The organism is Robertmurraya sp. FSL R5-0851, from assembly GCF_038002965.1.
Classification (GTDB): Bacteria; Bacillota; Bacilli; order Bacillales; family Cytobacillaceae; genus Robertmurraya_A; species Robertmurraya_A beringensis.
Genome location: NZ_JBBOOE010000001.1, coordinates 4,649,462 through 4,674,998 on the forward strand (window position 1 = coordinate 4,649,462; position 25,537 = coordinate 4,674,998).

General features: G+C 40.8%; 24 protein-coding genes. 7 read left to right on the forward strand and 17 right to left on the reverse strand.

The features are described from left to right. Positions 1-33: 33 nt before the first annotated feature. The 3 genes from MKX65_RS23695 to MKX65_RS23705 all read right to left on the reverse strand — a co-directional run bounded on the left by MKX65_RS23695 (position 34) and on the right by MKX65_RS23705 (position 4,003). Complete coding sequence (locus MKX65_RS23695) at positions 34-1,803, reverse strand: ABC transporter ATP-binding protein (RefSeq protein WP_340906021.1); 1,770 nt, start codon at positions 1,801-1,803, stop codon at positions 34-36. Then, on the reverse strand, positions 1,796-3,523 hold the full coding sequence (locus tag MKX65_RS23700; protein ID WP_340906022.1) for an ABC transporter ATP-binding protein: 1,728 nt from the start codon (positions 3,521-3,523) through the stop codon (positions 1,796-1,798). The genes MKX65_RS23695 and MKX65_RS23700 overlap by 8 nt, the downstream gene beginning before the upstream one ends. Before the next feature lie 150 nt (positions 3,524-3,673). Further along, on the reverse strand, positions 3,674-4,003 hold the full coding sequence (locus tag MKX65_RS23705; RefSeq protein WP_066057067.1) for a MerR family transcriptional regulator: 330 nt from the start codon (positions 4,001-4,003) through the stop codon (positions 3,674-3,676). A gap of 189 nt (positions 4,004-4,192) precedes the next feature. Here MKX65_RS23705 and MKX65_RS23710 point away from each other — a divergent pair, with 189 nt between their 5' ends. Beyond that, complete coding sequence (locus MKX65_RS23710; protein WP_119710325.1) at positions 4,193-4,378, forward strand: hypothetical protein; 186 nt, start codon at positions 4,193-4,195, stop codon at positions 4,376-4,378. Beyond that, positions 4,368-4,505 (forward strand): hypothetical protein, encoded by a 138-nt coding sequence (locus MKX65_RS23715; RefSeq protein ID WP_340906025.1) that lies wholly within the window; start codon positions 4,368-4,370, stop codon positions 4,503-4,505. The genes MKX65_RS23710 and MKX65_RS23715 overlap by 11 nt, the downstream gene beginning before the upstream one ends. 62 nt (positions 4,506-4,567) lie before the next feature. Here the strand turns inward: MKX65_RS23715 and MKX65_RS23720 are convergent, their stop codons facing one another. After that, positions 4,568-5,683 (reverse strand): TIGR04053 family radical SAM/SPASM domain-containing protein, encoded by a 1,116-nt coding sequence (locus MKX65_RS23720; RefSeq protein WP_340906026.1) that lies wholly within the window; start codon positions 5,681-5,683, stop codon positions 4,568-4,570. Between the two features lie 369 nt (positions 5,684-6,052). On the opposite strand from MKX65_RS23720, the gene MKX65_RS23725 reads away from it, so the two are divergent. Further along, on the forward strand, positions 6,053-7,705 hold the full coding sequence (locus MKX65_RS23725; RefSeq protein ID WP_340906027.1) for a M20/M25/M40 family metallo-hydrolase: 1,653 nt from the start codon (positions 6,053-6,055) through the stop codon (positions 7,703-7,705). Between the two features lie 23 nt (positions 7,706-7,728). On the opposite strand, the gene MKX65_RS23730 is transcribed toward MKX65_RS23725, so the two are convergent. From MKX65_RS23730 to MKX65_RS23745, 4 genes are all read right to left on the reverse strand, one after another. Continuing rightward, positions 7,729-9,405, reverse strand: a complete 1,677-nt coding sequence (locus tag MKX65_RS23730) for a glycoside hydrolase family 13 protein (protein WP_340906028.1) — start codon at positions 9,403-9,405, stop codon at positions 7,729-7,731. Between the two features lie 125 nt (positions 9,406-9,530). Continuing rightward, entirely contained in the window at positions 9,531-10,697 is a 1,167-nt protein-coding gene (locus MKX65_RS23735; RefSeq protein ID WP_340906029.1) for an acyl-CoA dehydrogenase family protein, read from the reverse strand. A 163-nt stretch (positions 10,698-10,860) separates the two neighbouring features. Next, complete coding sequence (locus MKX65_RS23740; protein WP_340906031.1) at positions 10,861-11,148, reverse strand: hypothetical protein; 288 nt, start codon at positions 11,146-11,148, stop codon at positions 10,861-10,863. A gap of 8 nt (positions 11,149-11,156) precedes the next feature. After that, positions 11,157-11,765 (reverse strand): hypothetical protein, encoded by a 609-nt coding sequence (locus tag MKX65_RS23745; RefSeq protein ID WP_340906032.1) that lies wholly within the window; start codon positions 11,763-11,765, stop codon positions 11,157-11,159. Between the two features lie 194 nt (positions 11,766-11,959). Between MKX65_RS23745 and rluF the strand changes: the two genes are divergently transcribed. Next, complete coding sequence (gene rluF, locus MKX65_RS23750; RefSeq protein ID WP_340906033.1) at positions 11,960-12,664, forward strand: 23S rRNA pseudouridine(2604) synthase RluF; 705 nt, start codon at positions 11,960-11,962, stop codon at positions 12,662-12,664. A 19-nt stretch (positions 12,665-12,683) separates the two neighbouring features. Here the strand turns inward: rluF and MKX65_RS23755 are convergent, their stop codons facing one another. The 9 genes from MKX65_RS23755 to MKX65_RS23795 all read right to left on the reverse strand — a co-directional run bounded on the left by MKX65_RS23755 (position 12,684) and on the right by MKX65_RS23795 (position 21,368). Next, positions 12,684-14,003, reverse strand: coding sequence for a UDP-glucose dehydrogenase family protein (locus tag MKX65_RS23755; RefSeq protein WP_340906035.1), 1,320 nt, complete (start codon positions 14,001-14,003; stop codon positions 12,684-12,686). Then, the gene (gene galU, locus MKX65_RS23760) at positions 14,000-14,905 is read right to left on the reverse strand and encodes a UTP--glucose-1-phosphate uridylyltransferase GalU (protein ID WP_340906036.1); all 906 of its coding nucleotides are present in this window, start codon (positions 14,903-14,905) and stop codon (positions 14,000-14,002) included. Before galU ends, MKX65_RS23755 begins: the two co-directional genes overlap by 4 nt. After that, on the reverse strand, positions 14,902-15,699 hold the full coding sequence (locus MKX65_RS23765) for a HipA family kinase (protein ID WP_340906037.1): 798 nt from the start codon (positions 15,697-15,699) through the stop codon (positions 14,902-14,904). Before MKX65_RS23765 ends, galU begins: the two co-directional genes overlap by 4 nt. Then, complete coding sequence (locus MKX65_RS23770; protein ID WP_340906038.1) at positions 15,689-16,810, reverse strand: glycosyltransferase family 4 protein; 1,122 nt, start codon at positions 16,808-16,810, stop codon at positions 15,689-15,691. The genes MKX65_RS23765 and MKX65_RS23770 overlap by 11 nt, the downstream gene beginning before the upstream one ends. Positions 16,811-16,821: 11 nt before the next feature. After that, a complete protein-coding gene (locus MKX65_RS23775) occupies positions 16,822-17,904 on the reverse strand; it encodes a hypothetical protein (RefSeq protein WP_340906040.1) in 1,083 nt (360 codons plus the stop codon). Positions 17,905-18,051: 147 nt separating this feature from the next. After that, complete coding sequence (locus tag MKX65_RS23780; protein WP_160545934.1) at positions 18,052-18,312, reverse strand: YiaA/YiaB family inner membrane protein; 261 nt, start codon at positions 18,310-18,312, stop codon at positions 18,052-18,054. A gap of 127 nt (positions 18,313-18,439) precedes the next feature. Continuing rightward, entirely contained in the window at positions 18,440-19,318 is an 879-nt protein-coding gene (locus MKX65_RS23785; protein WP_160545935.1) for a glycine betaine ABC transporter substrate-binding protein, read from the reverse strand. Positions 19,319-19,335: 17 nt separating this feature from the next. Then, complete coding sequence (locus MKX65_RS23790) at positions 19,336-20,172, reverse strand: ABC transporter permease (RefSeq protein ID WP_160545936.1); 837 nt, start codon at positions 20,170-20,172, stop codon at positions 19,336-19,338. After that, positions 20,169-21,368, reverse strand: a complete 1,200-nt coding sequence (locus MKX65_RS23795) for a betaine/proline/choline family ABC transporter ATP-binding protein (protein ID WP_160545937.1) — start codon at positions 21,366-21,368, stop codon at positions 20,169-20,171. Before MKX65_RS23795 ends, MKX65_RS23790 begins: the two co-directional genes overlap by 4 nt. A gap of 324 nt (positions 21,369-21,692) precedes the next feature. Between MKX65_RS23795 and MKX65_RS23800 the strand changes: the two genes are divergently transcribed. The 3 genes from MKX65_RS23800 (at position 21,693) to MKX65_RS23810 (ending at position 25,444) form a co-directional block, all read left to right on the forward strand. Then, positions 21,693-22,229: a GbsR/MarR family transcriptional regulator gene (locus tag MKX65_RS23800; protein ID WP_377057429.1), complete on the forward strand. Its 537-nt coding sequence runs from the start codon at positions 21,693-21,695 to the stop codon at positions 22,227-22,229. A gap of 751 nt (positions 22,230-22,980) precedes the next feature. After that, entirely contained in the window at positions 22,981-24,735 is a 1,755-nt protein-coding gene (locus MKX65_RS23805; protein WP_340906043.1) for a sensor histidine kinase, read from the forward strand. After that, positions 24,719-25,444, forward strand: a complete 726-nt coding sequence (locus tag MKX65_RS23810) for a LytR/AlgR family response regulator transcription factor (RefSeq protein WP_340906044.1) — start codon at positions 24,719-24,721, stop codon at positions 25,442-25,444. Before MKX65_RS23805 ends, MKX65_RS23810 begins: the two co-directional genes overlap by 17 nt. Positions 25,445-25,537 lie beyond the last annotated feature (93 nt).

Below are 25,537 nucleotides of genomic sequence, written 5' to 3' on the forward strand. Positions count from 1 at the left end.
AGAAGAAAAAGCTGACCCACTAAGGGCCAACTTTCACATGATTGCCTTTTGTTGCTGCGTACGAACTAAGTCTGCATAAAATCCATTTTGTTTCAGTAGCTCTTTGTTTGAGCCTTTTTCAATTACTTGACCATCCTTTAACACAACAATTAGGTCTGCATTTTGAATCGTGTTCAGGCGGTGGGCAATCACAAATGTGGTTCGGCCCTTCATGAGCCTTTCCAACGCCTCAATAATTTTCATTTCCGTAATCGTATCAATACTGCTTGTCGCCTCGTCTAGAATCAACAGAGCTGGGTCCGCTAGCAGTGCACGGGCAATGGATAACAATTGCCGCTGCCCGTGACTAATTCCTGCCCCTTCCCCATTTAGCACAGTATCGTAACCATTTGGAAGCTTCATGATAAAGTCATGCGCATTGGCTTCCTTGGCTGCCTGGATCACCTCTTCGTCCGTAGCAGCTAGACGACCAAAGCGAATATTTTCCCGAACGGTTGATTCAAAAAGAATGGAATCTTGTAAAACAAAACCCATTTGCTTTCTTAAGCTATCTCGTGTAATTTCCTTGCTGTCTCTTCCATCAATCCAAATCGTCCCCTGATTACTGTCGTAGAAACGAGCAAGCAAGGAGATTACGGTCGTTTTGCCCGCTCCCGTTGGTCCAACTAGGGCAACCGTCTCACCAGCTCTTGCTTGGAAGCTCACATCCCTTAATGTCGCAAGGCCCTCATCATAGGAAAAGCCCACCTGATCGAATACAATCTCTCCATGCAAACGATCAATCGATACTGCCTTCCCTTCATCCTCCTGTTCCTCTTTTTCATCCACAATTTGAAACACACGCTCCGCACCAGCTACAGCCGACAAAATCATGTTGAACTGGTTAGCGAGATCATTTAATGGTCTCGTGAACTGCCTAGAGTATGTAGTGAAGGTAACAATGACACCAATTGACACGGAGCCCTTAATCGCAAGAATTCCACCAATTCCAACAATGATTGCAAAGCTTACATTGTTTAGCATATTCATCAGTTTTGGAATAAAACCTGAGTATGTTTGAGCCCAATAGTTTGATTCTTTCAACGCATCGTTTTTCTCCGCAAACTGATCGATGACTTTCCGTTCCTGCGAGTACATTTTTACTATTTTTTGCCCGGACAGTGTTTCTTCAATGAAACCATTCATATCGCCGAGCGTTTTTTGCTGCTCCTTAAAAAACTTCCCTGTGCGGTTCGTAATCCATTTCAGTCCGGCAAACATGACAGGGACAATCGTTAATGTTAATACCGTTAACAAAGGACTCAGCCATAACATCATGGCAATGGTTCCTACTATCGTTAACGTACTTGTCACCACTTGAATAATGGCTGAATTTAATGTTCGACTGACATTTTCCATATCATTCGTTAAGCGACTCATAAGCTCACCATGCTGACGCTTCTGGAAAAAAGAGATGGGGAGCATATGTAGCTTCTTGAAGAGCTGGTTTCTCATTCGGAAGACAATTTCTTGGGCAATACCAATCATCCAATTGTTCTGAAAAAAAAGAGCCGCTGATTGCAATAGAAAGACGATGATGATTCCAAATAACAATAACAAAAAGCGTTCTTTATTGGTTCCTGCGATCACATCGTCAACCGCCACTCCTAATAAATAGGGTCCAATCAGGGAAAAAACAGAACTTGCAATCACCATAAATAAAACCCAAGAGAGCAGTACCTTTTCCTTGTTTGCGTAGCCAAGAACCCTAAGCAGCGTTCCTTTTATATTCTTTGCTTTTGGCTTTGTGTCAGGTTTATGCAAGCTGCTCCATCTCCTTTTGCATTTGGGACTTGTATATTCTACGGTAACTGTCGCTTTCTTTTAGCAATTGTTCATGCGTTCCTTTTGCGACCAACATACCTTCTTCGAGGAGAAGGATTTGATCGGATTTTATTACGGAGCTAATTTTTTGAGCTATGATAAAAGTGGTGCAGGCTTGGTCCTTTATTGAGGTTAGAATGTTAGCCTCCGTTTTGGAATCAAGCGCACTCGTACTATCATCTAATAACAAGATCCTTGGCTGTCTTACGATGGCCCGAGCAATGGAGAGCCGTTGCTTTTGACCACCTGATAAATTCACCCCACGCTGTCCAACCATGGTTTCATATTGGTGTGGAAGAGTCATGATGAACTCATGAATTTCTGCCTTTTTCGCAGCTTCTATAATCTCATCAAAAGTGGCATTCTCCTTCCCCCAGCCAATATTTTCTTTTACCGTCCCCGTAAATAAATGCGCTTCCTGCGGGACCATTCCGATTTGCTTTCGCAGTTCTTCCTTTTCATACTTTGTGATGTCCTCATCATCAATCGTAATATGTCCTTCAGTTACTTCAAACAAACGAGGAATTAACTGAAACAAAGATGTTTTTCCTGATCCTGTTTCCCCTAAGATTCCAATTCTTTGACCTACCTCGGCCGTAAAGCTAATATCATCAAGTGTTCGTTTAAGCGCTTGTGGATATTGAAAACTCACGTGATGAAACTCCACCCGTCCATCTATTTTTTCCCCTGTTGAAGGAGTGTTCAGCTGTTCAGCATCCGTTTCTTGCTCAAGGATTTCAACAAGCCTTCCCGATGAAGCTTGTGCCCTAGAGTAATTCATCATAACAAATGAAAAAACGGTAAAAGCAAACATAATTTTCGTTCCATAATTAAGCACAGCGACGATTTCCCCTGCTTGTGCCCCACCGATATCCAGCTGAAGAGAACCAAACCAAAGAATGATCACCATCGCAACATTCATTCCAAACATGAGAATGGGCATCGTCATCTCCATAATTTGAAGGGCTTTTTTATTGTCTTCTCTTAGTAGCTTGTTTACTTTTTCAAACCGTCCCTGCTCATGGGGTCCCCTTGTAAACGCTTTAATGAGACGGATGCCTACTAAATTTTCCTGAATGATACTGTTCACTCTATCAAGCTTTTTTTGAACAAGCTGAAACAGAGTGACTCCCTTTCGAATTAGAGTTAAAACAATCACCATTAAAAGAGGCACGGAAATCAGCAGAATAGTAGCAAGCTTCACGTTGACCGTGAACGCCATAATCATTCCACCCAGAATAAACAAAGGTGCTCGGAGCGCAATACGTAGACTCATAAAGAGGAAGTTCTGTATTTGAGTTACATCGTTTGTCAGCCTCGTAATTAAGGACGAAGTCGGAATTTCCTGAAAGTCCTTAAAGGCAAATTGTTGGATTTTATCAAACAGGTCTCTCCTAAGATCGTAACCGACCGCTTGACCTACATGGGAGGAGTAAAAGGAGTTTACTATTCCTGCAACAAAGGCAATAAAAGAAAGAAGTAAAAGTATACCGCCCCAAAGGTAGACGGGAAACATGTCTCCGTTTGTAATGCCCTCATCGATGATTTTAGCCATGAGGACAGGCTGTATCAGCTCAACCACCAACTCAAAGCCGGTAAGTGATAACGCCATTATCGTGGCATATTTATAGGGAAATATGTACTTAAAAAGCTTCTTCATGGTGGATCCCTCCATTTCCATTACCGAAAAAATATTACAAATTATTTAGTCACCCTTAATATTATAATTGTAACATATTAATAGAGTGTACAAAATATTCAATCATCTTTTACACAAACAAAAAAGCCTTATGCAGGCTTCATACAAAGGCTATTGATTTTTTTGAATTCCAAACCTAGCGTTAATTTGTCCACGAAGCATTTTGTTACGGAGTTTCTCATCTTTGGCTAAATTATTTTTCTTAATCATATCCTGTCTAATTTCGTACGTTCGAACACCTTCTTCGCGCTTATTTGCGATTTCTATTAGCGTTTCTACATCAGAGAATGAATACTTTCGGTTTCCTCGTTCAGACCGCTCAGGGAATATGAGCTTTCTTTCCTCGTAATAACGGATTTGCCTCTCGGAAAGGCCTGTTAATTCACTTACTACACCAATCGTTATGACTTTTCGACTTTTATATGATGTATCTTCCCCCATGGTTTATTCCTCCGTTTCCCACACCGTTTGCTTCTAGATTATACCATTACCTTACACAATAGACGTCTAACTTGTAAGAAATTCTGACAAGTTTTAAAAAGGATGTTAATTAAACTAACAGTTGAAGTGATAATTACTCCCAACCCACTTACAATTACGTTAATACCAAAAAGAAAGGATGAACTCCCCATGGCGCTTCTAAGAGAAATGGTTGAGAAAAGGCGAAAAGAGTATGAGAGTCTCCTAACAAAAGCCGGTGCCCTCACAGTTCGTAAAGACTCAGCTGATTTCACTCTTACCGAAATGGAAGAGGTCTATAGAAAATGGGTAGCATCAAGAAAGGAAAAGGAAAGGAAGAATGATGATGAAAAATGAAGATGCGATTACCTTAGCCAGGATGATTATTGAACTAGATTTACTTCGAGACGAAATGTGGGAGAGTCTAACAATTGAAGCCGGTGATAAAGCATATGAAATTCTTCGAAACGTTCAAAATAGTTGACTCCAAAAGCCTGCTGTCATGAATCAGCAGGCTTACCTCTTTTTATTACTCTGTACAAGCAGCTATCGTAAGCTTTGTGGAACATACACGCAAAACGGTTCACTCGCTAAGTAGTCCCCTGTCATAGCATATGCTCGAGAACGGGAACCTCCACATATATGACGATATTCACACATCCCACATTTTCCTTTGTAGAGGTCTGGATTACGAAGTTCCTTTAAGACTGGAGATGTTCGATAAATATGCTCTAACCGATTCTCACGGATATTCCCGACTTTTATTGGGAGCAATCCACTTGGAAACACATCACCCGTATGAGAAACAAAGATAAACCCATTTCCATCATTTACACCCTTTGGCGCACGCTTTAGACCATCTCGGATACTGTCCTGATCCATCGTCATCGTATCTTCGTACCGAATACGACCAGTTGCTACTTTATGCTCTTTCATTTTTTGCTGAAGAACCACTCGCCGATAATGCTGTGCTGCCGTTGTTTTTATATCGTAAGGAACGTTTTTACTTAAGTCGTACAGCCACCTAAATACCTTTTCGTGTTCAAGTGGCGTTAAACAATCATCCACTTGGCCTCTTCCGGTAGGTACAAGTAAAAAGATATACCACATCACCACATCGAGCTCTTCCATTAACTTGGCCATTTGCTCGAGATGATCGTAATTGTACCGTGAAATCACTGTGTTGATTTGTAGCGGCATGTTTAGCTCACGCAAGTACGCCACTTTCTCAAGTGTTAAGTCAAACGAACCGGGAATGCCGCGGAATTGGTCATGAATATCTGCTGTAGGTCCATCCAAGCTAAACCCCCATCTTGATAAACCGACTTGCTTCGCTAGTCTCATCTTCTCCTTTGTTACATTGGCTGTTGCACTAGGAGTCATAGAAACACGCATTCCTTTTTTAACCGCATAATCTGCTAGTTCCAGTAGATCGTCACGCATCATGCAATCACCACCACTAAAAACAAGCATCGGGTTGTTCATTTCATAAATTTCGTCAATTAAAGCGATCCCTTCCTCATGGGTTAACTCATTTGGATCTGGCACCAACTGTGCGTCCGCTCGACAGTGCACACACTTAAGCTGACAAGCTCTCGTTACTTCCCAGATGACAATAAACGGATTTTGGCTGTAATCAACAGGAACATGTTTCCCATGCATCGTATCACCTAACCATCTTTAAATTTTTCAATGTTCTCATTATAGGAGGTAACCACCTCATTGAATCAGCCATATTGTTACAATCCTCTTACACTTGCTACTTTCTAATAAGAATTCATTGTCGTATAGTGAAGGTAGATGATTATTTCAAGGAGGCCCTTTTCTAAAACATTGTTGCTATATACACACTTTTTCAGAATTAAACTATATGTTTCAGCAACCAATCAGGATTTTATCCTCCTTAGAAAAGAGCTACTCTCCAAATAGACCAATAAACTCAGCGTTATGCGGGGAAAAATCCGGCTTCTGGGATTTTTCCAAAACAACAAACATTATGAAAACAGCCTTCAAAGAAAAAGGAGAAAACCCATGCTATTACCTTGTCTTACTGATGTGTTAGCTTTCACCAAACAGCTCGTTCAAATTGAAAGTGTCGTCAATACAGATGGAGAAAAAGTCATCTCCCATTCATTGCATACCCTCCTGACTTCATTTCCATATTTTCAAGAAAACCAATCACATCTCGTCATTGAACCAACCATTGATGACGATTACGAAAGATATAATGTTCTTGCCTTTGTAAAAGGAACAAAAAGCTCAAGTAACCGCACGGTCATTCTGATGGGCCATGTGGATACCGTTGGGATTGATGATTTCAATCAATTAAAAAGCCTTGCTTGTTATCCTGATGAGTTAGCTGAAGCTTTAAAGAAAGAAGACCTAACAGAAGAGGTAAAGGAACAGCTTGAATCTGGCAACTGGCTCTTCGGTAGAGGAACCTTAGATATGAAGAGCGGACTTGCTAGCCACCTTTATCTACTAAAATATTACTCCGAACATCCTGAAGAGCTTGATGGAAATCTTGTCTTCTTGGCAGAATGTGACGAGGAGGATAGTTCAAACGGAATTCTATCATCGTTAAAAACATTAAAAAGATGGAAGACGGAGCATCACTTCGACTATGTTGCAGCGATCAACGCTGATTTCGTAGCTCCACGATTCAAAGGGGATCAAAATCGATACATATACAAAGGAACCGTCGGCAAGCTCCTGCCTTCCTTTTTCATCACCGGTTCGGAAACACATGTCGGAGCTTGCTTTGAAGGATTAGATCCGAATTTTTTAGCAGCTGAATTAACACAGCAAATCAATTATAATCCGGAACTTTGCAACGAGGCGTTAGGGGAAACGACCGTCCCTCCTGTATCACTAAAACAAATGGATATGAAGCCTTCGTATGACGTACAAACGGCCTTATCTGCTTATGTGTATTATAATTTCTTTATTCATTCGTGGACGCCAAAGGATGTCATCGACAAACTTATCGAACAAGCGGCAATCGCTTTCGATCGTGCCTTACGAACCTATGAAGAGCGCTATGAAAAGTATTGTAAAATAAGTGGAGAAGTCTACCGACCAATTCCTTGGAAAACAAGAGTGTTTACTTATGAACAGATGGAAGAAAATCTGCTTGCTGAACACGGGGACATGTATAAAGAACATATGAACCAATTTAAAGATCAGCTGCAACAAGACAAAACATTGGATAGCCGGATGTACGCTGCGCGTGTGGTAGAGGAAGCATGGAAATGGATGAAGGACAAGAGCCCTGCTATGATTTTGTTTTATTCATCATTGTATTCACCAAGAATTGAACTAACCGGGAAAACACCTGATGAATCAACCCTTATTTCTGCACTTGATGAAGCCGTTGCTGAAGTACAGCCAGATTACCCATATCCGATCGTCACGCGGAACTTTTTCCCGTATATCTCTGATATGAGCTTTGTTGCATTAAGCGATGATGATGCAGGACTTCAAGCAGTCACAAATAACAATCCAAGTTGGGGACGGAAGCATTTTATCAATTTCCAAGATATACGCGATATCAATGTTCCTGTCGTCAATATCGGACCATACGGGATCGATGCGCATAAACGATTAGAAAGACTTGAAATGACCTACTCCTTAGAAGTTGTTCCCACACTGACCAAACGAGTGATAGAAAAAGTACTAAAATAGGCGAGGGTTCCCCCTCGCCTTTCTTATCTGTATTTATACACCACTGCCTCGTATGGACGAAGCTTGATCGAACTCACATCCGGCTCCTCTGGTTGCTCGTAATTGCTAATTAATACTTCTACATCACGACAGATCATATCTTCTGGAAGCTTGAACTCCGGTCGATGGTCAGAGAAATTCAGGATAACCAATAGCTTTTCTTTCTTAAGCGTTCTCGTATAGGCATAGATTTGTTCATGATCATCAAGAAGGACATCATATGCCCCATACAAGATGACCTCATTCTCTTTTCTTAACTTGATTAGTTTTTTATAGTAATGGAAAATCGAATCTGGATCTGCCACTGCTTGTTCGACATTCACTTCTTTGTAATTTGAGTTTACCGCAATCCATGGCGTTCCAGTTGTAAAACCAGCATTCTCACTAGCATTCCACTGTACGGGAGTTCGTGCATTGTCCCGCCCTTTTACATAGATTGATTCCATCACTTTCGCTTCATCTTCGTTGTTTTCTTTGACCTTTTCCTTGTACATATTCAATGTTTCAATATCTTTATACTCCTCAATGGAGTCAAATTTGACATTCGTCATGCCAATTTCCTCACCTTGATAAATATATGGCGTTCCTTGTAACGTGTGAAGGAAAGTCGCAAGCATTTTTGCTGATTCTACACGATACTTCCCGTCATTCCCAAATCGCGAAACCATACGAGGCTGGTCATGATTGTTTAAGTACAAGCTATTCCAACCTTCGCCTTCAAGCCCCTTTTGCCATTTGGTAAAATTGTCTCTCAAGTCTTTTAGCTTCAGCGGACGCAAATCCCATTTCCCACCGGGGCCTGAATCAAGATCCATATGCTCAAATTGGAATACCATATTCAGCTCGTTTCGATCGGAACCGGTATAAAGCTTTGCCTGCTCCACATCTACACCTGGCGTCTCACCTACCGTAACGACCCCTCTTGAAAGCACCTCTTTATTCATTTCTTGTAAGTACTCATGTATTTTAGGTCCATTAAAGAAATACTCTGCACCTGACGCATACTTTTTCCCTTCCATATTCCGCGCATCCTGGTATCCTGCCTTAGAAATTAGATTGATTACATCCATTCGGAAGCCATCCACACCCTTGTCAATCCACCAATTCATCATATCGTATACTTCTTTACGGAGCTTTGCGTTTTCCCAATTCAAATCAGGTTGTTTCTTGCTAAAAAGATGGAGAAAGTATTCATCGGTCGTTTCATCATATTCCCATGCCGAACCGCTAAAGAATGATTCCCAGTTCGTAGGCTCTTTGCCATCCTTTCCCTTACGCCAAATATAATAATTTCGGTATGGGTTGTCCTTTGACTTTTTCGCTTCCAGAAACCAGTGGTGCTCATCTGATGAATGGTTTACTACTAGGTCCATCATGAGCTTCATTTCCCGATCATGCATCTCCTGAATCAAATGTTCCCAATCTGCCATTGTTCCAAACTCATCCATAATATCTTGATAATCGCTCACATCATATCCATTATCATCGTTTGGTGACTTATATACAGGAGACAACCAAATGATATCAACACCGAGCTCCTTTAAATAATCAAGTTTTTCAACAATCCCTTGAAGGTCACCTACTCCATCACCATTGCTATCCTTAAAGCTTCGCGGATAGATTTGATAAACAACACTTTCTTTCCACCATGATTGGTCCATATGTATATCTCCTCTCATATGCACAAGGGGGGTTTGTGCAAACGTTTGCTTTATACTAGGATAGCATTAAATGGTTCGAAAAAAAATAACCTTTCACATGAAAGAAAGGCTATTTTTTGACAGATCTATTTCTCCTTACTCGCTCTTTGTGCGAGCATCGACACAACCGCATCATCCATTGGCGGATTATGGAGGCCCGCTCGTACATCTCGGTAATATCTTTGAAGGGGATTTTTATGATAAAGACTTTGCGCTCCTACAATGCGCATGGCTTTGTCAACAACCTCCATGGCTGTATTGGTGACCACATGTTTCACAGCTGCAAGCTCCGCATGTAGCTCATAGCGATGTTCAACATCTTGATCCCATCTTTCCGCTACGGAATAAAGAAAGGTTCTTGCACTCATTAACTTCAGTTCCATTTCCCCGATAAGCTGACGAATATTAGGAAGCTCACTAATAGGACCTTTGATAGAGTTAGGTTTGTAATGGTTTGCATAATTCACGGCATAATTTCTTGCTGCCAAGGCGATTCCCATATAACAGGCTGGTATATGCAGAAGCCAACCATTTGCCTTTTTCTTAGATTCCTGATCAAGAACTTGTACAAGTGCATCGTGAGGAACTCTCACATTTTGTAAAAGAATGTCATGACTTCCTGTTCCACGCATCGCCATGGTGTCCCATGTTTCGACGATTTCCAACCCTTTTGTTTCACGTGGAACAATAAACTGAGCAATTTCGCCATTTTTCTCCACCGCTGCAACGACAATAAAATAATCCAATACAGGAGACATGGTCGTAAATGTTTTGCGGCCGTTCAATACCCAATGCTCCCCTTCTTGTACGGCAAGAGTTTGCGGTCTACCTCCTCTTGTTGGACTCCCTGTTGCTGCCTCAGAAACCGCACTGTTTAATAAGGCTCCATTATGAACGATGTCTTTTGCGATTTCCTCAAAAGCACCCTTTTTCCATAACTTCTTTTCAGCAGTGTCCATGACAATTCCTAGATGCCAGCCAATAGAGAGAGCAGTCGAAGCATCTCCTTGGGCGAGTCTTTCCTGTAGAAGAACCAGCTCATAAAGTGAAATTCCTTTACCACCCCATTCTTCTGGAACAGAAAGCTTTGAGTAGCCACTTTTCTTTAGCTCCTCGATATTTTCATAGGGAAAACTCCCTTCCCGGTCGTGTTGTTCTGAGCGTTCTTTAAAGGAATCTGCTAGCTTGCTCACCATGTGATAGAGCTCTTTGTGACGGTTTGTTTTTAGAAAATACTGCTTATGATAACCCATTATTAAGACTCCCTTCCTTGCCTATTGGTTTAAGAGTTCAACTCATCTTATCTTTATATACAAGTATAACGGTACAGCTCTTTCATTGTAAAAAAAGAACCCCTTAGAATCTAAGAGGTTTGGTGAACATTTTAGTTAATAGGAGGTAAAATTTGATGACTTGTTAACTAACAAATGAAATAATCATAACTCCTACGATCGCTACGATGGACATATGCATTCCATTTGCTCGCAACCCAACCTGAACACCAGAAATCCCTGCAAATCGGCTAACCATTAAATTTAAGCCAGAGAACGGACTAAGCGACGTGGACATCGCCCATGTGAGTAACAATAATAAGGCTAGAGAAATACTCGTTATTCCACGCTCAGCCGGCTGTAGCTGCATAGCCAGTGCACCCACAACAGCAATCTGGTGAATTCCCATATAGGTGAGGACAAGTACGATCACAATAACTGCTAATGCAAAGAGGACAGAACCATTCCATATCCGATGTACTGGGTGAACGGAACATGTAAATAATGAAGCACTAAAGAAACCGATGCAAAATACGGCGACCAAAAAATAGCGGTCGTAAAGCCCACGAGATAGCTTTTCGCTGACATCATCGATGGAAGCTTTAACTCATCTAAAAATTCATTGATAATCCGAACCGAACCAAGATTTAAGACCGGGCTTAATAAAAACAAAGTACCCGTAATTCCGGCATAAAGTTTCCTTGGCTGCTGCATCAGCTTTTTTAGAAGCAGAGCTACTGCCTCAAAGTAGCCTCCAAACCGTAAGGGTATGGACAATAATGGGGCTAATGTAATTAAACAAAGAAGAGGTAAAATCAGAAACAGACCATCACTTATTCCTTCGACACCTGTCCCCTTCCCTATTTCAAGGGCAATTCCAAATCCCATCATAAAAAAGCCAAGAAGCCTTGGTAGAGGATCTGCTTTCGGAGCACTTCCGACAAACGCAATTAAAGCTAGAGCCACCACCACATACCGAAGCCAGTTAAGCTCTACAAAATATTGAATCAAATACAGGCCACACATCGCTAAAATAAGGTAGCTTCGCATTGGGCAACTTCTCCTAATGAACTAGTAATCTTATTGTTTTATCGTACTCCTATCATTTGATAGATTCAATCGGTTCTTCTAGAAAAGGAGAGAAATTAAAGTGAATGAAACCCTACATCCCACCATCCGCTTGAAAACAGGCAAACAATTGCTGTATCCTTTAAAGGACAAAACACCTAAAGGATGTAAAAATAATGAGATTAAATAAATTTATTAGCGAATCGGGCTTTACTTCTAGACGCGGAGCAGACAAGCTCATTAGCGAAGGGAAAGTGACGATTAACGGACGTGTCGCGGAGCTTGGCAGTCAGGTGGAAGCGGGAGACGATGTGAGGGTGAACGGCAAATCCATCGTGGTAGCTAGAAACTATGTATATATTGCACTGAATAAACCAGTTGGAATTACAAGTACAACGGAGCGTCATATTAAAGGAAATATTATCGATCTCGTGAACCATCCACTACGGATTTTCCATATTGGAAGGCTCGACAAGGACTCTGATGGTTTAATTCTGCTAACAAATGACGGGGACATCGTTAATGAAATCCTTCGGTCAGAAAACAAACATGAGAAAGAGTATATTGTCACTGTAGACAGACCCATCACCAAAGAGTTTGTTGCAAAAATGTCATCTGGTGTGGAAATTCTTGATACAAAAACCCTTCCTTGTATAGTGGAGCAACAATCAAAGTACGTGTTTAAAATTATTTTAACACAGGGCTTAAACCGACAAATTCGCCGCATGTGTTCAAGCTTAGGGTACGGAATCGTTCGCCTTCAGCGTACAAGAATTATGAACATTCATCTTGGCAACCTCCCCGTCGGTCAGTGGAGAGATTTAACCAAGGAAGAAAAAAGGGAATTGTTTAAAGATCTAAATTACGAACCGAAACAGTAAAAAAGCTGAAGGAATGTCTTCAGCTTTTTCTAATAATGATGGCTGGCTTACCGATCGGATAATATTCAATTTCCTCACAGTCTCGAACAGCTTCTTCCGAAAAACTGTTTCTTCCATCAAAAACGATTGGCTGTTTCATTTGAGAAATGACTTCTGATAATACGAGCTGCTTGATTTCCTTCCACTCCGTAACGATAAAGACAGCATCTGAATCTTTTATCGCCGCTTCCACCGAGGTAGCATACGCGATTTGTTCTCCGAAAATTCCTTTAGCATTACGCGTTGCCACCGGGTCGTATCCGATTACAGAGGCTCCTTCGTTCAATAAAGAATGAATGATGGTAATCGAGGGTGCTTCTCTCATATCATCCGTCTCCGGTTTAAAAGAAAAGCCAAGCACAGCTATTTTCTTATGCTTTAAATCTCCAAAACGATTCAAAGCCTTTTTTACAAGAAGCAGCTTCTGTCGGTTGTTAATCATCATCGTTTCTTCAATCATTGAAAAAGGTACATGATACTCTTTCGCGGCGGCTAAGAGTGCGCTAACATCCTTAGGAAAACAGGACCCACCATAACCAATTCCACTTTGTAAAAAGGCTGCCCCTATCCGTTGATCTAGCCCCATTCCCTTAGATACATCTTCTACGTTTGCACCTACTGCCTCACACAGGTTTCCTATGTTATTTATAAAACTGATTTTCGTTGCTAAAAAGGCATTTGATTCATACTTAATCATTTCCGCACTTCTTGCATCTGTCTTGACAACACTTGCGTTGAGAGGAGCGTACATCATTTCGATTACTGCAGCTGCCTCCTTATTCTCACACCCAATCACAATGCGGTCAGGATGTAATGTATCTAGCACAGCTGAGCCTTGTCGCAAAAATTCCGGATTGGATACAACGAAGGGTGAGACTTTGTTTTGACCAAAGGCCTCCAGCAATTTTTTCACCTTTTCATTTGTGCCAACGGGAACGGTGCTCTTTATCACAATAATTGAGCCTTTTTCGATGTAAGGAGCAGCATCTTGGATCGCCTGAAATAGATACGTTAAGTCCGCTTCCCCGCTATCTTGCTGAGGAGTACCCACTGCAACGATGATCACCTCTGACTTCTTCAAACCTTCTTGATGCGACGTAGTAAACTGCAACCGTTTGGCCACCATATTTTTAGTAAGCAATTCCTCCATTCCTGGTTCATAAATGGGAGATTTCCCTCCACGAAGAAGGTTAATTTTTTCCTCACTAGTATCAATACATATTACGTGGTGGCCGATTTCCGCTAAACAAACGCCTGTAGATAATCCTACATAACCTGTTCCAATTACAGTTATTCTCATACTTCATCATTCTCTCGTTGTCGAAAATCCATATCCTCATAGATGCCTTTGATATACTCTAAAACCACTTCCCTCATATCTTCCCTTCTTAGCGCAAAATCGAGTGTTGCTTTCACAAACCCGAGTTTGTCTCCAATATCGTAACGTGTACCCTCAAAGGAATAAGCAAATACGGCTTGCTCTTTATTCAGTTCATTAATTGCATCAGTTAACTGCAGTTCGACATTAGGAACGATCGGTAATGACTCAAGCTTCTCAAAAATTTCCGGCCTAAAAACGTATCTTCCGATAATCGCATAGTTTGAGGGAGCATCCTCTCTCCTTGGCTTTTCGACTAATGAATCAAGTGAAAATAAATTAGGAATTCCGATGGCTCCTTTTGGTTTTACAATTCCGTATTTGCTCACCTCATCGTCGCTCACCGTTTGAACAGCTACAACCGAGCTGTTACAGTACTCGAAAACATTCATGAGCTGCTTTAAGCAAGGCACTTCCGATTCCACAATGTCATCACCTAACATGACGGCAAACGGTTCCTGACCAATAAAGCTTTTCGCACATAAAATTGCGTGCCCCAATCCAAGAGGTTCCTTTTGCCTCACATAATAGATGGTTACTAAACTGGATAACTTGCGAATTTCTTCTAATACCTCTAACTGGTTCTTTCGCGTTAAGGTGTCTTCGAGCTCATATGATTTATCAAAATGATCTTCAATCGAACGTTTGCCTCGTCCGATAATAATCACAATTTCCTTAATTCCAGCTGCTACGGCCTCTTCGACAATATATTGGATCGTCGGTTTATCGACGATGGGCAGCATTTCTTTCGGCTGAGCTTTTGTTGCTGGCAAGAATCTTGTTCCTAATCCTGCAGCAGGGATAATTGCCTTTCGTACCTTCATCCTTCTCCCTCCCCTCTATTGCTTTCTGCTGAAAGAAACGGGAGGAACTCTCTTGCCATGAATTTCTTTAAACTTCGAGGAAGCATCTTCTTACGGCGCCTGATTAAATACTGAGAAAGTATTTTTTTCTCTTCCGCGCTAACTTGCCAATCATCTGGGATGATGCTGACAATTTCCTCAATTAGAAAGTTAGGGATGGTTTGAATCACTTTTAACGCTTCATAAAAGTCCGATTCTCCTCCTACAAATTGGGCCATTAACCGGTGAGTTGCACTTTTTAATATTTTCACAGGAAGATCTTCAACTTGTTCTCCTGTCCAGTTATAAGAACCAAAGCATTCTGCATGGTCAATGATCCATAGATAATACGCCTCATGGCCCGCTTCTTTTAGTAAAATATTTTTCTTCGTTCGATCGCGGTTTGATAACCAATAATCAAATAAAATAATTGAAGCTAGCTGTTGCTCGTTTACGATTTTCTTAATTTGAGAGACTTCGTGTCCATTGTAACAATCCGGAATATATCGCGAAGCAAACTGATAGCGACTTTCACTTTTGATAAAATCAGGAATTTCATTGGAGAATTCAGATGGCATTTCTATAATTTGAGCGTGTGGAATGGGCAGTTGTAAGTATCTAGCTAGGCAGTATGCTACCCATTCATTTGGCAATGATTTTTCGAACCCAGGTATGAAATACTTCACAGCATATTCATGTCCATCGTCAAACTTAATTAAGTGAGTGTTTGATTTTCCTTCTAACCTCTTTACGTATGAAACTGGCTTAATCATCATCCACCTTCACCACACCGTCTCTACCTGTTTCTTTTCGCATGATTTCTAGTAAAAATTGAACATATTTCTCGGCCACTCGGTGAATATGGAAGTTCTCAAGTGTGTGCATGATCGCCGCCTCAGACATCTCTTTCTGTACTTCAGGCTGGTCGATAATGAAATATAGCTTCTTAATTGCCTCATCGACATTCATTCCGTGAAATAGTTTCCCTGTTTCTCCATCTTTCACAATTTCTGTGACGGGCATCATTCGAGAGGCTACCACTGGAACTCCACAAATCATGGATTCCACAAAAGTATTTCCAAATGACTCTGTCTTTGTAGTCGCGATTGTACAGCCACCCGATTGACGAATTTTTGCATACACATGTGGCATTTGCTGATAAGGAATGACCGGAAACCACTTAATGATGTCAGTTAATCCTTCTTCTTTCCACACTGCAGCAAACTCTTCTCTCTGCACACTTTGTGCTCCACCAATGACCCAGAATTCAATATCACTGCGTTCCTGTTTAACTCTTTTAGCGATTTCCACCAGCATCGGCCAATTCTTCCTTTTATCTAATCGACCAATCCAACCGATGACCTTTTTATCCTTTGGCAGGATAGGCACTGCATCATAATCGATTTCTTCTTCATTAAGTGCGTAATAATAAGCTGGGTCGATTCCGTTATAAATCACCTCGATTGGAATCCCTTCAATAAGAATGGACACAAGCCTTTTTTGGTAATGGGAGGGAACAATGATGGCTACTGGTTCAATGCCGTGAAAATTTTTGATATGAGGAGTAAGTTTAATCAGTTCTGGGGTACGTGCTTCGACTATTACTGGTCCGTTATAATTGGCCATTTGCAGCCACTTAAAGGCATCCTTTGTATCAACAACAATGACTGCGTCATATTGATTATCTTGGATAATTTTCACTATTTCGTCTTTGTCCTTCGTCAAGTAAACAGGAGCTACATCTTCCATAATATGCATCCCACCGTGATCTGTCGTATACAGAAACTCGGTTTCTATGCCATATTTTTTAAAATATATCGCCCGATTACGCCACCCAGCATTCACCCCTCCAACCGTGAGTAGACGCCAGATTACTAATATTTTCATTATAACTCTCCTTACTTTTTGCCCTTTTTACTGTTATCCATGATTTTTTGCATTAATAGGGAGGTTAGTTCCTGTCTTAACATTTTGCTTTTCTCAGCTGGCGAAGCCTTTTCAAACTTCTTTTTATCCTCTTTGGTTTTCTTGTCATCTTTCTCTTTTTTGTCTGGCTTATTCAGTCCATTAATAATACGTTGGATTTCGCTAAAATCAATTTTTTCTAGTCTTTTATTTGACTCTTCTTCTACTACCGGTTGTTGCTGTTTCTGCTCTAGTGCATCCCAGTGCTCGTCAATTTTCTGCATCACTTCATCAGGGTTTTGCCCTCTAGCTAACATTGTTTTTACCCATTCTTCTTTAAAAACCTTGTGCATTAAGTTAACGAGATTGTTAGCATTTTCCTTCTCATCCTTCGTCAACAGGCGACTACTAAGATCCTTAACCACTTTCTTCGTTTTTCCACTCTCTAATAGCAAAGGGTAAATTTCTCTGGCCAGCTCTTCCATGCGCATATAATAGCTCCACTCCTCGAGAAGTTCTGGAGAAAAAGCCTTAACATGAGATAGAAATGTCTCCCTATGAGTTTCTCCTAAAGAGGTTAATAGTTTGCGAGGATATGGATATACCCGGTCACGCCAAATCGTCCTTGCTACGTCAATGACCCGGAGACTGCCATCTGCTTGGAGATAAATTTGTCTCTTATGATGATCGATTCTCTCATAGCCGATTTCTTTAAAAATAATCAGCATTTCTATAAGTTTTGCTGATAACTCTTCTGTTAACGGGTGTGATTGTAAGTACTCCCTCAAATCAATTCCCTTAATGGTTTCCATAACAATAAAAAGAGGTCCATGATCATACACCTTAGGGAACAAACCTGTATGCTGTCCCATAGATAATGCTTCATACTCCCTCTCACAATCCTCTTCATTACCGAATACCTTGACACATACATCGTCGGTATAATGAAATACAGCTCCCTGTCGCCCCTTCCCGATCATTTGAAGAGGGCTATTATTGATAACTTCTACATCTTGATTTTCTAGATTGTTTACCGTAATGCTCTCAACCATCTGTCTTAACTCGCTAGTGTCCAAAAAAGTAACCACCTTTCTACATACTATTCACTGTCAGCGAACCAGTGTTTTATTTACATTCTCTTTACATTAGATTCATAAATTTTAAAAGTGTACAGGCTATTAACTAGGGAAAAAGAGGGAATGACCAGTGTCATTCCCCCTTTCTTACTCACTACTATTCGAATGTGAACGCTGACGCTCTTGTTCTGCGAGAATTTCGTTATCCTCTGCATTGTCTCTTGTTACTTTTTGTGTCAGGATTGCTCCTACAGCCACTAAGATCATAACAGCGATATAGTACCCTTTTTCATTTAGTTCAAGGCTATCAGCATTATAAAGACCGATACTAAAAAGAAATACCCCTGCAAAGAAAGTAAAGTAAGCTAGTACGGTGAAAGCCGTGGTATTTCTACGTCTATACTTCATATTCATCCCCCTAAAATACACTATAAGTTCCATTTCAGGTATATTATACCAAGTATACAAGGTGTAAATCTACACTTTTTTTCACAAAAAAAGACTGACTTTGAATTGTCAGCCTTTCAACCAGAAATTACTCACCCTTAATTGCTTTTACTTCATCAGGATGGTTATCAATCCATTCCTGTGCTACTTCTTCCGCATCACGATTATTATCTTCAATTTCAACAATCATCTTTTCAATATCAGATACATTCATGCTCCAGTTGCTTAATAATTCATATGCTTCTGGTGCTTTATCTTTTAACTCATTGTTTGTAATCACGTGAACTTCTGATGTATCAAAGTATCCTTCTGGACTTGGTAGTACCTTTAAATCATAGTTAGCAAACATTGGATGTGGTCTCCAGCCAAGGAAAAGAACAGGCTCTTCTTTCGCCATGATACGCTGTGCTTGAGCTAACATACCGCCTTCACTTGATGCTACATATTCAAAATCCAGCCCTAACTCTTCAATCATTTTTTTAGAGGTTACACTCATTCCTGCACCCTCTTCAATTCCATAAACCTTCCCACCAAATAAATCTTCCTTGCCCTTTAAATCTTCTACAGACTCAATTCCTTCAACATACGTTGGAATGACCCAACCAAGCTCTCCATCTGTATAACTTACTGCTGTATCTTCAAGTTTATCTCCAAACTGCTCCATATAGTTCGCATGCATGACTGGAAGCCATGAATCCATAAATACATCCAGATCCCCTTTTGAGAGACCCGTATATACTCCACCAGCATCAGCATTTGTTTCTTTAACTGTATAACCCATGTCTTCAAGAAGAAGCTTGGCAACCTTTGTAGGTGGGATTGTACTCGTCCACGGTGTTACCCCAAAGTTAATGGTGACATTTTTGCTGTCTTCTCCAGCTTCTCCGGAAGTACTTGCTCCACTGCTACAACCTACAAGTAAAATGAAGGCCAGTAGTAATAATAAGCTTACCTTTAGTTTTTTCAATCTTCCCCACTCCTTGACTATTTTTTATTTTTATTACCTAAACCTTGAGTAATACGGTCTAGGATAATAGCTAACACAACAATTCCTAATCCACCAACCAAACCTAATCCAACATTAACGCTCGATATTCCTGCTAATACGGTTGAACCAAGACCAGGTGCACCGATCATAGATGCAATAACTGCCATGGATAGGGCCAACATAATCGTTTGATTTACCCCTGCCATAATCGTTGGGATAGCAACAGGTAGCTGCACTTTTACAAGCATTTGCCATGAAGTGGATCCAAAAGCCCTAGCTGCTTCGACCATATCTTCAGGCACTTGTTTAATAGCCAGGGTTGTCATACGAACCGCTGGCGGAGTCGCAAACACAAACGTTGAAATAACCGCTGGAACTTCACCTAATCCAAATAACAGAATAGCCGGTATCAAATACACAAAGCTCGGTAAAGTTTGCATAAAGTCCAATATTGGACGAACAATTTTATCTAAAACTGCATATTTGGCAGTTAAAATCCCTAATGGTAAACCAATGATGATGGAAAAGACGGTTGCTACAACCACAACGGCCAAGGTTAACATCGCATCTTCCCACAGGTTAACGGAACCAAGATATAAAGTACCGATTAAAGTAAAAATAGCAATTCCTTTTCCAGCAAGTTTCCAAGCTAATAAAATCAATAATATAGCAATGACTTCAGCTGGAATCATAAGAAATAAATCAGCCACGCCATTGATGAAAAAAGAGATAATGGAGCTGACTGAATCAAAAAAGCCACCCATGACCGGAATCAACCAGTCGTAAACAAAATTATTCGTCCAATCCTCTAACGGTAATGTAAAGTAGTTCATTCTTTCATCCCCTCGCTTTGCTCTTTCCCTAACACAAGTCCCGAAAGGATCGAAACTCTAACAATAATTCCTACTAACTTGTTTTCCTCCACAACAGCGATAGGATATCTTGATTCCGCTGCTATACCAATCAGTTCACTTAGTGGAGTAGTAGGAGCAGTCGTATGGAAATCTGACTCTAGCACATCTTCCACCCATTTGTTTTCCTTATAGGCTTTGATGGCCGCATCGATCGTTAAAATTCCTTTTAAGTTTTTATCCTTATCTACTACGAAAATACTTGAGAGGCCTGCATCCTCCATCTTCTTCATCGCTACCCTTGGGCCATCTTTCCATGTTGTGATGACGTCAGGCTTTTTCATAATATTAGAAGCCATGAGTACCTTCGAACGGTCCACGTCCTCAACAAAGTTGTACACATACTCATTCGCTGGATTTTCAAGAATTTCTTCAGCCGTTCCAATTTGAACGATTTCTCCATTTTTCATAATCGCAATTCTATCGCCAAGTTTCAGCGCTTCATCAAGATCATGTGTGATAAAGAGAATCGTTTTTCCAAGCTTACTTTGAAGTTGAAGAAGCTCATCCTGCATCTCCTTACGAATAATGGGATCAAGTGCACTGAACGCTTCGTCCATAAGAAGAATATCAGAGTCATTCGCAAGAGCTCTCGCAAGCCCCACTCGTTGCTGCATTCCACCACTCAGTTGATCAGGAAAACTATTTTCATATCCTTCTAACCCAACATCCGCAATAGATTTACGAGCTTTTTCTTCTCTAACGCTTTTTTCTACTCCTTGTACTTCGAGACCATACGCCACATTTTCTAGTACATTCCGATGTGGAAACAAAGCAAACTTTTGAAACACCATTGATAGCTTTTTTCTTCTTGTTTGCATCAGATCATTTTTATTCATTTTTGTAATATCTTCACCATCAATGAGAACCTCTCCACTGGTCGGTTCAATCAAACGATTGATTAAGCGAATCAATGTCGACTTACCACTTCCTGAAAGTCCCATAAGAACGAAGAATTCTCCTGGCTTCACTTCAAAGGAAGCATTTTTAACACCAACGGTCATGCCGGTTTCTTTTAAAATTTGCTCTTTGCTTTGCCCTTGTTGTAAGCGCTTAACTCCCTCTTTTGGATTTGAGCCAAACACCTTCGTGAGATTTTTCACATGAATTTTATTCATTTTATAACCCCTTTTTTGTTTCTCTATTTATTTGATAGATTTATAGATTGATAAGATGTGTATTGTATATAAGAGGAAAAACGAAGAGAGTGAGTAGTTTGAAGTTTTCCTGCCCTTTTATTGTAGCTTGATTGTCATGTGTTTAACAAAGCCGAAATTTCTGTATATTCCGTAGATATTGTTCGTAAAGTTTTAACTGTACAAATCAGACAGTAGAATGGTTAAAATTCCTCCTGAATGCTCCATAATCCTCCAAAATAATACGTTTCTACTTTTAAATTCAATATGATACTCTATAGATAGAAAGCTCAGGGAAGTGAAAATATCTTGAATGAACAAGACAAACTATTGAAAGCAAGAGATCGTTTTATTGATTCGATGGCTAAAAATATGAGTCTTTACGGAATTACCCATTCGGTAGGAAGACTGTATGGATTATTATACTTTAGTGAAAAGCCAATGACTCTTGATGAAATGAAAGACGAGCTTGGAATGAGCAAAACGAGTATGAGCACAGCTGTTAGACAGCTTCAAGAACTAAATATGGTAGAAAAAGTGTGGAAGAAAGGTGAAAGAAAAGATTTATACCAAGCAGCAGACGACTGGTACGAATCCTTCTCAGCCCTGTTTTCCACAAGCTGGCGAACAGGCATCTCCCTTAATATCTCTACTATTAATAGATCACTGAAAGAGCTTCGTGCTCTTGTTGAAAATCCAGAAACCAGTGACGAAGTAAAGGCTTCAGCAGTGTTAGATATTGAAAAATATCAATATGCACTAGATTACTATGACTGGCTCAACCGTTTTGTTGACAGCCTCGAATCAAAGGAAATATTTGATCATATTCCAAAAAAGGAGTAGTGGATGATTGACCATCCGCTGCTTCTTTTTTGTTTTAATGAAATACCCAGGATGGCGGAAGCGCAAACCTCATATTTTTATATTTTTGGGCTGGTCTATATGACCGGTTGATGATTTTTTGGGTTGATGCGGGCAATTAGAGAGGCACTATTTGACCGGTTGGGGATTTATTGGGTTGCTGCGGGCAATTAGAGAGGCGCTATTTGACCAGTTGGTGATCTTTTGGGTCGCTGCGGGCAATTAGAGAGGCGCTATTTGACCGGTTGGTGACTTATTGGGTCGCTGCGGGCAATTAGAGAGGCGCTATTTGACCGGTTGGTGACTTATTGGGTTGCTTGCGGGCAATTAGAGATGTGCTGTTTGACCGGTTCATGATCTTTTGGGTTGCTGCGGGCAATTAGAGAGGCGCTATTTCACCGGTTGGTGACCTTTTGGGTTGATGTGGGCAATTAGAGAGGCGCTATTTCACCGGTTGATGACTTATTGGGTTGCTGCGGGCAATTAGAGAGGCGCTATTTGACCGGTTGGTGACCTTTTGGGTTGCTGTGGGCAATTAGAGATGTGCTATTTGACCGGTTGGTGACTTATTGGGTCGCTGCGGGCAATTAGAACGTCCCTATCTTACTGATTAACTACTTTTTCCTCCCCAACGGGCACTGAAACCCCAGCAACTAAAAATAAAAATGCCCCCCACCCAACAAAACTGCTAAAATATAAGTTGAAGAGTAATCACGATAAGGGGTCTTGCGCCATGTTTGAATTATTGCTCACGATGGTCGAACGGTTGGGTATTATTGTTACGATTGCGTTCGTGTTAACACGGTTTCCCTTTTTCCGGGACATGATTTATCAAGAACAACTGGATCGAAAACAGCGATATACGGCCATCCTCTTTTTTGGCTTCTTTGGCATTATTGGAACTTATTCGGGATTAACATTAAGCACGGAAAGCTTGCACTTTAGCTCGTGGACAGCGGGTTTGAATCCAGATGAAGCGATTGCGAACTCACGTGTCGTAGGCGTGGTTATTGCTGGGTTGCTTGGAGGTTATAAGGTCGGTATTGGAGCAGGAATCATTGCCGGTCTCCACCGGTTTACGCTTGGTGGCTTTACTGGAATTTCTTGTGGGCTTGCCGCCATCATTGCTGGAGTTCTCGCAGGTCTGTTTCACCGCAAAAATAAACATGTTCGATTACCATCTGCCTTTTTTATCGGTGCCCTAGCAGAATCCGTTCAAATGCTCATTATATTACTGATTTCTCGCCCGTTTGAAAAAGCTTGGACACTTGTAGAAATCATCGGTGTTCCTATGATTCTTGCAAATGGAATTGGAAGCGCACTCTTTTTGCTCATCATCAAAAGTGTGATAAATGAAGAGGAGCGAACGGGTGCCATTCAAGCACAGAAAACGCTTCGTATTGCTGAAAAAACGCTTAGCCATTTACGCCATGGACTGTCCCATGATTCAGCAAAAGCCGTCTGTCATATTCTCCATAATGAAATCCGTACAAGTGCGGTCTCTATGACCAATACGAAAGAAATTCTTGCGCATGTGGGGCTTGGTTATGATCATCATCAAGTCGGGAGCCCTATACAAACGCAAATTACTCAGTCTGCTATCCAAAAAGGCGAAACGATCGTTGCTGATAAAAATGCCATCCATTGCCGCGAAAAAAGTTGCCCTCTTGGTGCTGTCGTTGTTGCGCCATTACGACAACAAGGTGAAACGATCGGAACGTTAAAATTTTATTTTCGTTCTGAAAAAGAAATCACTCCTGTGATTATGGAGCTTGTATCAGGATTAAGTTCATTATTAAGTAACCAGCTAGAAACAGCGGATGTTGACCGTGCGTATCAGCTGGCAAAAGAAGCGGAAATCAAAGCTCTGCAGGCACAAATCAGTCCGCATTTTTTATTTAATACACTAAACACGATTTTGTCGCTCATTCGCCTGGACCCTATGAAGGCACGCAAGCTACTCGTTTCACTGTCGCATTTTTTACGCCAAAACCTGTCCGTTACCACTCAAAGCTTAACCACACTTGAGCAGGAACTGAAGCATGTGAAAGCTTATTTAGCTATTGAGGAAGCACGATTCGTTAATAAATTATCGGTCACCTATGATATAGACGAAAATACATTGTTGCAAAATATCCCTCCGCTTACGCTTCAACCCATTGTTGAAAATGCGATTAAGCATGGATTTAAAGATAAAGAGAAGAATTGTTACATCCATATATCGACTAAAAAAGAACCAACACATATCCTTGTCACCATTGAAGATAATGGCGAAGGAATTCCTCCAGAGAGAATTCAGCAATTATTAGCGCAACCCATATCATCTGAAACCGGAAGCGGAGTCGCGCTATACAATGTAAACCGTCGTCTATCATTTGTATTTGGTGAAAAAACAACCCTACAAATCAACAGCATATTACAACAAGGTACGAGCATACAGTTTTCAATACCAATTGGCGAGGTGAATGAAAATGGATCCATTTATTAAAGTGATGGTGGTGGACGACGAACCATACAGTCGCGAAGAACTAAAGCATCTGCTACAGTCCTTTTCAACCATTCAGGTGGTTGGGGAAGCAGAATCAGGTGAAGCCGCCCTTATGAAGGTATTACAGCTTCAGCCAGATGTGATCTTTTTAGATGTGGAAATGCCTCGTATGAACGGTATGGAGTTAGCAAAGGCACTTAAGGAATTTAAAAAACCTCCTTATATTGTATTTGCTACCGCCTATCCTGAGTTCGCTGCCGAAGCCTTTCGGTATGATGCCCTAGATTATTTGCTGAAGCCTTATGATGAGGATCAGCTACGCGAAACGATCTTGAGATTAGAAAAAAAGCTGGCCCCAATGAAAGAGCAAAACAAAACATCTGGAAAGCTTGCGATTGAAGCAGACGGGGAGATTTTATTTATTGATCCAAAGGAAGTTTACTATATTGTGAGAGATGAGAAGAATACAAAGCTTGTTACCGAGGAACATGAGCTCATTACGAAGCTCCCTCTTAAGGAGTTTGAATCAAGGCTCGTTCCCTTTGGCTTTTTCCGTATTCATAAAAGCTTTCTTGTGAATTTAACCTATGTCAAGCGGCTAACTCCGTGGTTTAACGGAGCTTATCAGCTAGAACTTGAAGGAAAAAAGGAGCTTCTATCCGTAAGTAGAAACTACGTGAAAGCACTCCGAGCAAGACTTGAAATCTAATTATCTACTTATCATGCAGGTTAATTCAGGTTAACGACATGATAATGTTAGAAAACCGCTTTTCAGTCCAAAATCCCCCTTACAAATGTTCTT